Origin of the sequence: Ruthenibacterium lactatiformans, assembly GCF_000949455.1 — a bacterium.
Lineage (GTDB): Bacteria > Bacillota > Clostridia > Oscillospirales > Ruminococcaceae > Ruthenibacterium > Ruthenibacterium lactatiformans.
The window spans coordinates 1-13,516 of the sequence record NZ_JXXK01000022.1 but is presented as its reverse complement, the minus strand read 5'-3'; the positions used below and the strand labels follow the sequence as shown (position 1 = coordinate 13,516).

Here is a 13,516-nt window from a genome sequence, read left to right as displayed (position 1 = left end):
GTTCCCGGAGGAGACCCGCCGCCTGACGGAGCAGTTGAATGACCCGGCTTTCCGCCAGACACTCAAGGAAGAATACGCCGCCTTCTGGACTGCCTATCAGCAGGACCGTGACCTGCTGCGCTTTCATTACCATAGGCCAAGGGAAATCTGGGAGAACCTGAAAGACCTTGACCTGCCCCGCAGGACTTTTTCTTCGGACCTTTCCCAAGTGCCAACCGTCCAGCATTTCATTACAGAGGATGAGATCGACACCGCCATGACCGGCGGCAGCAGTTTTGCCGGAGGAAAAGGCCGTATCTATGCGTTCTTCATGGAAAACCATACGGATAAGGAAAAAGTGAGATTCCTTAAAGACGAGTATGGCATTGGCGGACGCTCTCATGCCCTGTCCGGCGCAACACACAGCGGCGAAGATCACGATGGGAAAGGACTGCACTATAAAAAGCAGGACTGCCCGGATGTTCACTTGAACTGGGAAAAGGTTGCCAAGCGCATTACCTCACTTGTCCAGAAAGGCCGCTATCTTACCGAACAGGAACAAGCGCAGTATGACAAGATCCAGGCTGAAAAGGATCTGGCAGAAGAAGATGCCATTCAAGCCCAGCAGCCGGAGATAGAGGAAGAAACGCCAAAGCCTACCCTTCGGGAGCAGTTTGAGCAGTATAAGCCTGTGGTGACTGCCGCTATTTCCGAGGATACCGCATACCGCAATGCCTGCGGTCATTTTGACCGTGAAAATGCTGTCATCGAGGGTAATGCCGCTGTGCGCCGTGCGGTTCTTGGCTCTAAGGATATGGAGCTGATCCGCCTTTATTCGGATGTGCCGGAGTTCCGCCAGCGTCTGCACCGGGAAGTGATCGACGAAACCTATCCAAAGCTCCATGAGCTTCTGCGCCCTCTTTCTCAGGAAGATATTGATACTGCCCTTTGTGCATGGAACGGCAATATTGAGAGTAAACACGCTGTCGTCCGCTATATGAAAGATCATGCAAGAGAGAAAGATACCGCTGCATGGCTGGCTCAGGAATACGGCGGCAGCAACAGCCTGTTCGTTGTCCGTGCCGGAAGCCCGGAGGAAACGCAGCTGCCCTGGCCGAAGGTACAGCGCCGAATCGCCCAGCTCATTCAGGAGGACCGGTTCTATACCGAAGAAGAACAGGACCGTTTTGACAATATCGACCCCATCGCCATCCGGGAAGCCCTGGAGGAAAGGGGCATCGTCAACGGCCAGGTGGCAGACTCGGAAAAACTGGACAATGACCCATTTATCCAACAGGTGATGTCAGATGCAGAGCAGATCGCAGCTGCCGAGGCAGAGCAGACTTCCGAGATTTCCATTTCCGATGAGGAATATGATGCCGTTCGCAGTCCAATTCCGCAAAGGACTTCCTATGACCCTGCCGCCCCGGTTTATGCTGTGGGCGATACCGTGTATATCGAGGATGACGCCTATCAGATCACCGAGCTGCGGGAGGACACCGTACAGCTTCTGCCCACCGGCATGGTATATCCCATCTATCGGGCAGAGCGCAAAGAACAGTTCGAGCAGTTGCTTCGGGCAGACCGCCGCAATGCTTACTATACCGAGCTTCTTCCCATTGACCCGGACAAGGCAGATCAGGACTTGCGGGATGTATTGTCCCATGGACTGATGGATGAAGCAGATAAAAAACAGGTTTCCACGCTGCTGCAATCCGGCAGGAGCAACAGTGAGATTGCCTACTGGCTGAGCAGAGCCTACCCTCATGAGATTGAGACCCTGAATCTGGAGACCGGCGATATTGCCGATTACCGTACCACGGCACAGGGCATGGAGCTGGAAGTCCTGGACGCAGAGGAAAAGCGTTTGGCTGTGCTGTATTTCCGCTGGGATGAAGTTGCGCCTTTGCTGCGCGGGATGTATGCCCGTCAGATGGATGGCTTTGGACAGGAACAGCCCCAACCGTCTGCCGAATCCCCGACCTTCCATTCCGAGACCGTGGCCGTCTATCCGGGCGATAAGAACAATCTGCCTTATGATGTGGTGGTGGAACGGCTGCATATCGAGGAGCCGGAGCCACCAGCCCCTGTGACTGAGTCGGAGAAACCCTTTGAGGAAGTGCTGGACGAACACCCGGTTTCCATTCAGGTCAATGGCCAGTGGCAGACCTTCCCCAATGCCAAAGCTGCCGAGGAAGCCTCCTATGAGGAATACAAGGCCAACCTGCGCCGCAATGCACAAAACTTCCGTATTACCGATGAGCATTTGGGCGAAGGCGGTCCGAAAGCCAAGTTCCAGGCAAATATCAATGCCATTCGTTTGCTGAAAGAGTTGGAAGCTGCCGGACAGCAGGCAAGCCCGGAACAACAGGAAGTCCTATCCCGCTATGTGGGCTGGGGCGGTCTTTCTGATGCCTTTGACCCGGAGAAACCGGCATGGGCTTCCGAGTATGCCCAGCTGAAAGAGCTGCTGACCCCGGAGGAATATGCCGCCGCCAGAAGCTCCACCCTCAACGCCCATTACACCAGCCCTACGGTCATTCAGGCCATCTATGAAGCGGTGGGCCGTATGGGATTTGAGACCGGAAATATTCTGGAGCCATCTATGGGTGTGGGCAATTTCTTCGGTATGCTGCCGGAGGAAATGCGAAACAGTCGTCTGTACGGTGTGGAGCTGGACCCGGTTTCCGGGCGCATTGCAAAGCAGCTCTATCCCAAGGCGGACATCACAGTAGGCGGCTTTGAGACCACCGACAGGCGTGACTTCTTTGACCTTGCCATCGGCAATGTGCCTTTCGGTCAGTATCAGGTCAATGACAAAGCCTACAACAAGCTGAATTTTAGTATTCACAACTACTTTTTCGCCAAATCACTGGACCAGGTGCGTCCCGGTGGTGTGGTGGCTTTTGTAACCTCCCGCTATACCATGGACGCCAAGGATTCCACCGTGCGCCGCTATCTTGCCCAGCGTGCCGAGCTGCTGGGAGCTATCCGTCTGCCCAATGACGCGTTCAAAAAGAATGCCGGTGCCGAGGTGGTATCGGACATCATCTTCCTCCAAAAGCGGGACCGCCCGCTGGACATCGTGCCGGAATGGACTCAAACCGGACAGACGGAGGACGGATTTGCCATCAACCGGTATTTTATCGACCACCCGGAAATGGTGCTGGGCAGACAGGAGCCGGTAAGCACTGCTCATGGTATGGACTACACCGTGAACCCTATCGAGGGACTGGAGCTTTCCGACCAGCTGCATGATGCGGTGAAGTATATTCATGGCACTTATCAGGAGGCAGAGCTGCCGGAGTTGGGCGAAGGCGAAGCCATTGGCACCTCCATTCCTGCCGATCCTAATGTGAAGAACTATTCTTATGTCATTGTAGACGGGCAGGTGTACTACCGGGAAAACAGCCGCATGGTGCGCCCTGATCTCAACGCCACCGCAGAAGCCCGCGTAAAAGGTCTTGTGGGACTGCGCGATTGTGTGCAGGAACTGATCGACCTTCAGATGGATGCAGCGGTTCCAGACAGCACCATTACCCAAAAACAGGCGGAACTAAACCGGCTCTATGACAGCTTTTCTGCCAAATACGGTCTCATCAATGACCGTGCAAACCGCCTGGCCTATGCAGACGATTCTTCCTATTACCTGCTCTGTGCGCTGGAAGTTATTGACGAGGACGGAAAGCTGGAGCGCAAGGCGGATATGTTCACCAAACGGACCATCAAGCCCCATCAGGCAGTGGCTGTGGTGGATACGGCAAGTGAAGCACTGGCGGTGTCCATCTCGGAAAAAGCCCGCGTGGATATGGACTATATGAGCCAGCTTACCGGAAAAACAAAAGAAGAACTGGCGGGAGAACTGCAAAGTGTGATCTTCCGTGTGCCGGGACAGCTGGAACAGGACGGCACACCCCATTATGTGACTGCTGATGAATACCTTTCCGGCAATGTACGCCGCAAACTGCGTCAGGCTCAGCGGGCGGCACAGCAGGACCCTTCTTTTGCAGTCAATGTGGAAGCTCTTACCGCCGCCCAGCCCAAAGACCTGGATGCGTCGGAGATCGAGGTGCGTCTGGGCGCTACCTGGATTGACAAGGAATATATCCAGCAGTTTATGTATGAGACCTTTAATACCCCGTTTTATCTCCAACGCAGTATCGAGGTCAACTATTCGTCCTTTACCGCTGAATGGCAGATCAAGGGAAAATCTTCTGTATCCTACAACGATGTGGCAGCTTATACCACCTATGGGACCAGCCGCGCCAACGCCTACAAGATTCTGGAGGATTCCTTAAACCTGCGGGATGTCCGCATCTATGACACCATAGAGGACGCAGACGGAAAAGAGCGCCGCGTGCTGAATGCCAAGGAGACCACCCTGGCGGCTCAAAAACAGCAGGCGATCCGGGAAGCCTTTAGGGACTGGATCTGGAGAGACCCGGAGCGCCGCCAGACTTTGGTGAGCCAGTACAACGAGGAAATGAACTCTACCCGTCCCCGTGAATATGATGGCAGTCACATCACTTTTGGAGGCATGAACCCGGCCATTACCCTGCGGGAACACCAGAAAAGCGCCATTGCCCATGTGCTGTATGGAGGAAATACCCTGTTGGCACATGAAGTAGGCGCAGGCAAAACTTTTGAAATGGTAGCTGCTTCGATGGAAGCCAAACGCCTGGGACTGTGCCAGAAATCTCTCTTTGTGGTTCCAAACCATCTGACAGAGCAGTGGGCGTCGGAGTTTCTGCGTCTCTATCCTTCTGCCAACATCTTAGTCACCACCAAAAAGGACTTTGAGACCCATAACCGCAAGAAGTTCTGCGCCCGTATTGCGACCGGTGACTACGACGCCATCATCATGGGACACAGCCAGTTTGAGCGTATCCCCATCAGCCGGGAGCGTCAGGAACGGCTTCTCTATGAGCAGATCGACGAGATCACCGAGGGCATCGCAGAGGTACAGGCCAGCGGCGGCGAGCGTTTTACCGTCAAGCAGCTGGAGCGTACCAGAAAGTCTCTGGAAGCCAGACTGGAAAAGCTGCAAGCCGAGGGGCGAAAAGACGATGTGGTAACTTTTGAGCAGCTGGGGGTGGACCGTTTATTTGTGGACGAGGCCCACAACTACAAAAACCGTGCGAAACGTTGTGCATAAGTCGTAGCAGACAGCTATGACGAAAAGCACCATGCGATAGCACTTGATATATCAAGAAAATATCGTAGAGAACTCAAATCTCAAATTCAGAGGCGAAATTCCTCTGCCGTACAGAATCAATGCCGGAAAGGAGAAATCCCACAGCGGTCTGTCAAACCGCAGGCAGTACGAGAGCTAATACTCCACTGTGCGTTGTCTATCTGTAAATAGACAGGGTACAAAGCGTGGTGAAGTCGTAACCTGAAAACCTAAACCGAAAGGCATGGATAATAATGGTGCGGGCTTCCGAAACCTATGGCTATCCAGTAGTGAAAGCTATGCAGCATCGTAAGAGTGCTTGGCATCCGAAAGGATGAAGATTGGAGAAAGCAGATACGGCTGGTTTTTCCGTATATGCCCCATGAAATGAAATATTCATGCGGAACCACACAACAACTGTGATTCAAAGTGTGGTTAGGTTCTCCCGGTGTAAGGTAGCGGCCTAAGGGTTTCAACGGTCTATTGACCACAAGGATAGAGATTTGGGAACGTTTGAGAGCCTGTATTTGGAGTGTTACAGCACAATGAAGAATACAGGAAGTCAGCCGTGCCATAGTAGTCTGCAATTGGGTAATGCCAATTACACGGGGCTGAAATGCCCCACGGCGAAGGGCACGAGTCAGATTGATTTGTAAATTTCACGAAAGAAAATCCAATAACTCCCTGAAAGACGGGTGACGAACTGCGAGGTGAAAACCTTGTGCATTTAAGCGTCAGATTTTCAACAGAAAAAGAATTGAAACAGTTTCAAGACCTGCTCTATGAAAAATCGGGGCAAGGCGTTTCATTCACGGGACTGTTGGAAGCAATGGTCAGCGAAGTGACTATTGTAACCGCTGTTCATAACATCAAGTCCAACAAGGGCAGCAAAACTGCCGGTGTGGACAGGATGAAAATGGACAAGTATCTGCAAATGCCAAAAGAAGAACTATTTCAGTTGATTCAATCAAATATCTCCAATTACAAGCCGAAGCCAGCCAAACGGAAGTATATCGAAAAGGCAAACGGCAAAAAGCGACCTCTGGGTATTCCCACTGTATTGGATAGGATTATACAGGAATGTATGCGACTGATTCTGGAACCGATATGCGAAGCGAGATTCTATCCGCACAGCTATGGTTTCCGTCCTTACCGGGCGCAGAAGCACGCTATCCGGGATATTGTCAATGTCATCAATGCAAGTGTGAAATCCAAAGACCAGCCGGTATGGGCAGTCGAGGGAGATATAAAGGGCTGTTTTGACAACATCAATCATAGATTGTTGCTGAAAAAGCTATGGCGAATCGGAATCCACGATAAGAGGGTTCTGAAAATCATCAGCCAAATGCTAAAAGCCGGATATATCGATCAGGACTTATACCATGCAACAGAAATGGGAACACCACAGGGCGGTATATTATCTCCGTTGCTGTCCAATGTGTATCTCAATGACTTTGACTGGTATGTGGGGCGCTGCTATATGGAGCCGCACCGTCAATGCAAGCACAAATGCAACGATACCCGAAGGCTGAAATGGTCTGGAATCACCCCGAAATACAATTTTCGCTATGCGGATGATTGGGTGATCCTGACCTCTACGGAACAGGAAGCGTTCCGTATGAAGCATGAACTGACAAAGTATTTTAAGCATCGCATGAAGTTGGAACTGTCACAGGAAAAGACCTATGTAACCGATTTGAGAAAGAATGGTATTCATTTCCTCGGTTACATAGTCAAGGCAGAACGAAAGAGGAAAACACCAGACCCAGCCACATGGTCAGATAATCTGGTAGGAAAGCCATTCCCTGATATGGAACGATTGACGAAGAAAATCCATACCTTGCAAAAAGAAGTTAGGAAAATTGGATTATACACGCAATCCAACACGCAGGCGGCTCAAATCCAGTATGTGAACTCCGTGATTATGGGACTGGCCCAGTATTTGCAACCCTCTATCTGTTCTCATGCCTACCATGCCATTGACCGTAGAGTGAATAATACGGCGTTGGCAGTATGGAAAAACCTGTTTCCCAAGCAGTACAACCAAATGCAGGTGCCGTTAAAGGAATTAAGTAATCTGCCACATCGGCACGAAGGTTATGACAGTAAAACCTTCGCAATTCAAATTGATGGGAAATGGTTCGGAATAACCTATGCGTTTATTACACACAGTCGTTATGAAAGCAAACCATTTGACCAGAAAATGACCCCTTATACGGAGGATGGACGCAGGCGGTATGTAAATTATCGTACCAAGCATAAACCGTTGCCCTGTGACCGCCCCTCCATCAATACACCCGAAGATATAGCCTTATCCATCTACGCTAGCGGCAAGGGATGGAGAGCCAATTTCGAGTATTTTATGAATCGGGAATATGCCTACAACCGAGATAAGGGAAAATGCAAATGCTGTGGTAGATATTTCTCTGAACTGATTCCGAAACATTGTCATCATGTAAATCCACGACTTCCGATTGAAAGAATCAACAAAGTTCCAAATTTAGCATGGCTATGTATACCGTGTCACCGCATGGTACACAACAGTCCTATACCGCCAGAGTTGGATGCCAAGGCGGTACGCAAAATCAAGAAATATCGTGAAAAACTCAAAAAGTGAAATTTACAAGTGCGCTGTATTCGTGAGGGTACAGATGCAATGAAATCAGTAGAAAGTAAGTCAATCTGATGGTAGGCCGGGTGCGCTGAAAGGTGCACGCCCGGCGTGAGACGGGGGAAAATCCGGAGGAAACGAATGTGCGGCTTCGCCGCACATCACGTTCAAAGGATTACCTATCGTCATTGTTTTTATACACAAAAATGCGAAATGTGGCTGGTCTTTCCACATCGGACGCGCAGAAATCCTCCGATATGTTTGCCAAGTGCCGCTATATGGACGAGATCACCGGAAATCGTGGTGTGATCTTTGCCACCGGCACCCCGGTCAGCAACTCCATGACCGAGCTTTACACCATGCAGCGTTATCTTCAGTATGAACGCCTGCAAGAGCTGAACATGACCCACTTCGACTGTTGGGCTTCCCGATTTGGGGAGACCGTCACAGCATTGGAGCTGGCACCGGAAGGCACCGGCTACCGGGCAAGAACGAGATTCAGCAAGTTCTTTAACCTGCCGGAGCTGATGAACCTGTTCAAAGAAGTGGCTGACATTAAGACTGCCGACCAGCTGAATCTGCCTACCCCGGAAGTGGAATACCACAACATCGTGGCGCAGCCTACCGAACATCAGCAGGAAATGGTCAAAGCTCTTTCGGAGCGTGCATCGCTGGTACACAGCGGAACTGTTGACCCGTCCCAGGATAACATGCTCAAGATTACCTCGGATGGCCGTAAGTTGGGGCTTGACCAGAGGATCGTCAACCAGATGCTGCCGGACGAACCTGGCACAAAGGTCAATCAGTGTGTGGACAACATCATGCAGATCTGGCGGGACGGCAAAGCTGACAAGCTGACCCAGCTGGTGTTCTGCGACATTTCTACACCACAGGCCAAAGCTCCTGCAAGCAAGGCGGCGAAAACGCTGGATAATCCACTGCTTCACGCATTGGAAGGCGCTGTGCCTCTGCCGGAACAGGAACCGACCTTTACGGTATATGACGATATTCGTCAGAAACTCATTGCTCAGGGGATGCCTGCCGACCAGATCGCTTTTATCCATGAAGCCAATACCGAAGTGCGGAAAAAGGAGCTGTTCTCTAAAGTCCGTACCGGTCAGGTTCGTGTCCTTTTGGGCAGCACCGCCAAGATGGGCGCAGGCACCAATGTGCAGGACCGTCTGGTGGCACTTCATGACCTGGACTGTCCGTGGAGACCGGGAGACCTTGCCCAGCGCAAGGGCCGTATCGAGCGCCAGGGTAACCAGAATCCTCTTGTCCATGTGTACCGCTATGTGACCGAAGGAACCTTTGACGCATACCTCTGGCAGACGGTGGAGAATAAGCAAAAATTCATTAGTCAGATCATGACTTCTAAATCGCCGGTACGCTCCTGCGATGATGTGGATGAAACCGCCCTCAGTTTTGCAGAGATCAAGGCTCTGTGTGCCGGAGATCCCCGCATCAAGGAGCGCATGGATTTGGATGTGGAGGTATCCCGCCTGAAGCTGATGAAAGCCGACCACCAGAGCAAGCAATATCGTCTGGAGGACCAGCTGCTCAAATACTTCCCGGAGGAGATTGAAAAGCACAAGGGCTTTATCAAGGGCTTTGAATCCGATCTGGAGGTTTTGGCAGCGCACCCGCACCCGGAGGACGGTTTTGCTGGTATGGAAATCCGTGGCGATCTGCTGACCGATAAGGAGAACGCCGGCGCAGCCCTTTTGGATGCCTGCAAGGAGGTTAAAACCTCCGATCCGGTGCAGATCGGCAACTACCGGGGGTATGCCATGTCCGTGGAATTTTCCGCTTGGAAACAGGAGTATACGCTCCTGCTGAAAGGACAGATGACCCACCGGGCAACCCTTGGTACAGACCCTCGCGGAAATCTTACCCGTATCGACAATGCCCTTGCTCAGATGCCCCAGCGTCTGGAGTCGGCAAAGGCACAGCTGGATAACCTCTGTCAGCAGCAAGCTGCGGCAAAGGAGGAAGTCGGAAAGCCATTCCTTTATGAAGAAGAACTGAGATGCAAAAACGCCCGTCTGGTGGAGCTGGATACCCTGCTCAACATCGACGGAAAGGGACAGGCACACACCGAGTCTGTTGTTGCCAAAAGTACACGGCCTTCGGTGCTGGATAACCTAAAACGCCCGGTGCAACCCCGCAGTACAGACAAGAAACCAAAACAGCTTGAGGAGGTGCGATAACATGAATACTAACGATCTGAATACAGCCCTTTATGAAAAGATGGCTGCCGAACAGGACAAGTTCCGGGACTGGCTGAAAAGACAGCCCCCGGAAGAAATCCTGCACCACACCTATGAGTACACGGTTCGTGAGGACATTGTGATGGCGATGGAGGAACTGGAGCTGACTGATGCCCAGGCTCAGGCACTTTTGGAATCTCCCTCTCCGCTGGCGGATGTGTACCGCTATTTTGAAAAGTTGGAGACCGGTTATATGGATGTGATCCGGGACAGCATTGAGAACCGTGCCGATGATGTGTGCAGAGCCAAAGAGGAACTGCGAACAACACCGGTCTATCCCCATTCTGCCGCCTATGCGAGAGAACATGGGGAGTTGGAGCAGTACCGGGCTTCCAACAATGCAAATCTCCAATGCAAGGAGTCCATTGAAGCGGCGGTGCGGGAACACTTCGACGGAATGTATCTCAGTCACGATGCGGCAAAGGGTGTGATCGAGATCTATGGCATGGAGCGTGTGGCTATGGTTCTGGCTAACACCGTCCAGCTTCAGGACTGGGATGGGCGCTACTCCCGACGCAACAAAGAATGGGCTAAGACCATTCCCAACGATAATCCCGAAACTGTCCGTTGTGGTTATGCCTTAAACAGCCACCCTGCTGTGCTGGATGGCTTTATTGATCTGGTGCGTGTAGAACAGCAGCGCAGCCGTACTCAGGGAGAAAAACTGCAACCGTCCCGCCCCTCAGTACGGGATAAGCTCAAACAGGAGCTGCCTGCCCATAAGCCTGCCGCCCCGAAGAAACGGGAGCCGGAGCGATAACTATGGCAAAGCGTAAGCGGGATATGCAATTAAACTTTAGAGTTTCAGCGGAGGAGCTTGCTGTGATTGAGCAAAAAATGTCTCAGTTTGGAACCTCCAACCGTGAAGCCTATCTAAGAAAAATGGCGCTGGATGGGTATGTAGTCAAGCTGGAGCTGCCGGAGTTGAAGGAGCTTGTTTCCCTGATGCGCCGAAGCAGCAACAACTTAAACCAGCTGACCCGTAAAGTGCATGAGACTGGACGGGTTTATGATGCTGACTTGGAGGATATATCCCAGCGGCAGGAACAGTTATGGGAGGGCGTAGAGGAAATTCTTACCCAGCTTTCCAAACTTTTATAACAGGGATAGATACTCCATTTGCGGAGGGAGGAACGGCATTACTTCGCTGCTCCTCTCTCCGCTTTTTCTTTTTATCGGTATCCTTGTCTTTTGCCTGCCCATGCCGGATAATATGATTAGAAAAGATACCAAGAACGCTGCAAGGAGGAAATAACATGAAGATTTTGAAAGGGCTTTTGATGATTATAACTGCACCGGTCACTTTGGTGCTGACGCTTTTTGTCTGGCTCTGCACGGGGCTGATCTACATATCCGGTCTGGTGCTTGGTCTGCTCAGCACTGTAATTGCTCTGCTTGGCGTGGCTGTGCTTATTACCTATTCCCCGCAGAATGGTGTGATTTTGCTGGTTATGGCATTTTTGATTAGCCCGATGGGGCTGCCACTGGCTGCAATCTGGCTACTGGGCAAGGTGCAGGACTTGAAGTTTGCCATTCAAGATTTGGTTTATTGATAAAATGCGCGGTCACAAAAATGCCAGACAGTGTCTGTTAAATTACTATATTTACTTTTGTGCTACATTCGTGTATAATGGTAGCACGAAAGGAAGTGATGAATGTGACCAAATCAGAACGGTTTGAGCAGTTAGACAGACTTCTGACCGAGCATGATGGGATGCTGCAAACCGCACAGGTAATCGCCAGCGGAATTGTAAAACCCATTTTTTATGAATATGTCAAAGAGAAAAATCTTCAGCAGGTTGCTCACGGAATTTATGTCTCCGAGGATACCTGGATTGATGCGATGTTTCTGTTACATCTGCGGTGTGGTCAGGCAGTATTTTCCCATGAATCGGCGCTATTTTTCCATGACCTGACAGACCGGGAACCATCTCCATACGCTATCACGGTGCGCAGAGGGTACAGCACCACTCGCTTAAAGGCAGAGGGCCTTTCTATTTACACCATCAAACCAGAACTATATGAGGTAGGGCTGACAACTGGCCAAACACCTTTTGGGCATACGGTTCCTGTCTATGATATGGAGCGCACCATCTGCGATCTGCTCCGCAGCCGGAACAGCATGGAAATACAGACGTTTCAAGGTGCGCTGAAGATGTATGCCAGAAGGAAGGACAAGGATCTGCGGACTTTGATGCAGTATGCCGGTATGTTCCGGGTTGAAAAAATTTTACGGCAGTATTTGGAGGTGCTTTTATGATAAAAACAGCAAGGCAGCTAAAAGATTTAATTCGCAATCTTTCCAGAGAAAAATCTGCGGATGCACAGCTTTTAATGCGAAACTATATGATGGAGCGTTTTCTGGAGAGAATTTCCCTTTCTGAATATCGTGACAAATTTATTCTGAAAGGCGGGATGCTGGTAGCGGCAATGGTTGGACTGGATGCCCGTTCCACCATGGACTTGGACGCTACTGTAAAAGGAGCCAATGTTAATGTAGAGGACATCGAGAACCTGATTTCTGCTATTGTGAGTGTGACGATTGATGATGGCGTCAAATTTCAGCTGAAAAGCATTTCAGAGATTATGGATGAAGCGGAGTATCCTGGGATTCGGGTCAGCATGACTACAACCTTTGACGGTGTGGTGACACCTTTGAAGATTGACATTTCCACAGGGGATGCTATTACCCCCAGGGAGGTACGCTACTCTTTTAAGCTGATGCTGGAAGATCGCTCCATTGACATTTGGGCATACAATCTGGAAACCGTTCTGGCTGAAAAGCTGGAAACAATCATCACCAGAACCACCACCAACACCCGCATGAGAGATTTCTATGACATTTATATTCTGGAACAGCTGCATGGGAACACATTGAACCCACAGATTCTCCATGATGCGCTGTGGGCCACTGCTCACAAACGCGGGACAGAACGACATCTTGCAGAAGCTGCCGAAGTTTTTGAGGAAGTGGAGAACAGCTCGGTTATGCAGAAACTTTGGGAATCTTACCGCAGGAAGTTTTCCTATGCGGCAGATCTGGAGTGGAGCATCATCATGGGGGCGGTTCGCAGTTTATACGCTCTATGTGAAAAGGGATCGAGCCTATGAAAAAACACGGTCATTATTGCAAAGTCTGCGGAGAATACAAAGCCAACGAAAAATTTTCCGGCAAAGGCCATGCGGCTCATATCTGTAAATCCTGTGCTTCTTTGCCGCCGGAGAAGCAAGCGGAGCAAATGACAATAAACCGCTTGCTAAATCTCCCCTGGCGATTATCAAAGGAACAAATTTCCTGGCTGAAAAACCGAATGAAAGATAAGTGCCCGGAAGTCTGTGCGCTGGCGAAAGAACAATACGAGATGAGGTTTCCTCCAAAACAGTTAGAGGACACCGATGACGATTTTGATTTTCTTGATGAGAATGATTTTATAGAATAACGAAAGCGGTCTGCACCATGCAGGCCGTTTCTTTTTTGGAAAG

General features: G+C 50.7%; 7 protein-coding genes and 2 pseudogenes. All 9 read left to right on the top strand.

Annotated elements, in window-relative coordinates; genetic code table 11:
• Positions 1–256: 256 nt before the first annotated feature.
• Positions 257–5,113: pseudogene (locus tag TQ39_RS22080) on the top strand (DEAD/DEAH box helicase family protein); the annotation flags it as partial.
• 760 nt (positions 5,114–5,873) lie between these two features.
• Entirely contained in the window at positions 5,874–7,769 is a 1,896-nt protein-coding gene (ltrA, locus tag TQ39_RS13650) for a group II intron reverse transcriptase/maturase (RefSeq protein ID WP_050005929.1), read from the top strand.
• A gap of 179 nt (positions 7,770–7,948) precedes the next feature.
• A pseudogene (locus TQ39_RS13645) lies at positions 7,949–9,973 on the top strand (helicase-related protein); the annotation flags it as partial.
• 1 nt (position 9,974) lies between these two features.
• Positions 9,975–10,793, top strand: coding sequence for a DUF3848 domain-containing protein (locus TQ39_RS13640; protein ID WP_050005928.1), 819 nt, complete (start codon positions 9,975–9,977; stop codon positions 10,791–10,793).
• Positions 10,790–11,134: a plasmid mobilization protein gene (locus TQ39_RS13635; RefSeq protein ID WP_425516119.1), complete on the top strand. Its 345-nt coding sequence runs from the start codon at positions 10,790–10,792 to the stop codon at positions 11,132–11,134. The genes TQ39_RS13640 and TQ39_RS13635 overlap by 4 nt, the downstream gene beginning before the upstream one ends.
• A 155-nt stretch (positions 11,135–11,289) precedes the next feature.
• A complete protein-coding gene (locus tag TQ39_RS13630) occupies positions 11,290–11,586 on the top strand; it encodes a CD1845 family protein (protein ID WP_050005927.1) in 297 nt (98 codons plus the stop codon).
• Positions 11,587–11,684: 98 nt separating this feature from the next.
• Positions 11,685–12,293 (top strand): type IV toxin-antitoxin system AbiEi family antitoxin domain-containing protein, encoded by a 609-nt coding sequence (locus TQ39_RS13625; RefSeq protein ID WP_050005926.1) that lies wholly within the window; start codon positions 11,685–11,687, stop codon positions 12,291–12,293.
• Positions 12,290–13,144 (top strand): nucleotidyl transferase AbiEii/AbiGii toxin family protein, encoded by an 855-nt coding sequence (locus tag TQ39_RS13620; RefSeq protein WP_050005925.1) that lies wholly within the window; start codon positions 12,290–12,292, stop codon positions 13,142–13,144. Before TQ39_RS13625 ends, TQ39_RS13620 begins: the two co-directional genes overlap by 4 nt.
• Positions 13,141–13,473, top strand: a complete 333-nt coding sequence (locus TQ39_RS13615) for a hypothetical protein (protein ID WP_050005924.1) — start codon at positions 13,141–13,143, stop codon at positions 13,471–13,473. Before TQ39_RS13620 ends, TQ39_RS13615 begins: the two co-directional genes overlap by 4 nt.
• Positions 13,474–13,516 lie beyond the last annotated feature (43 nt).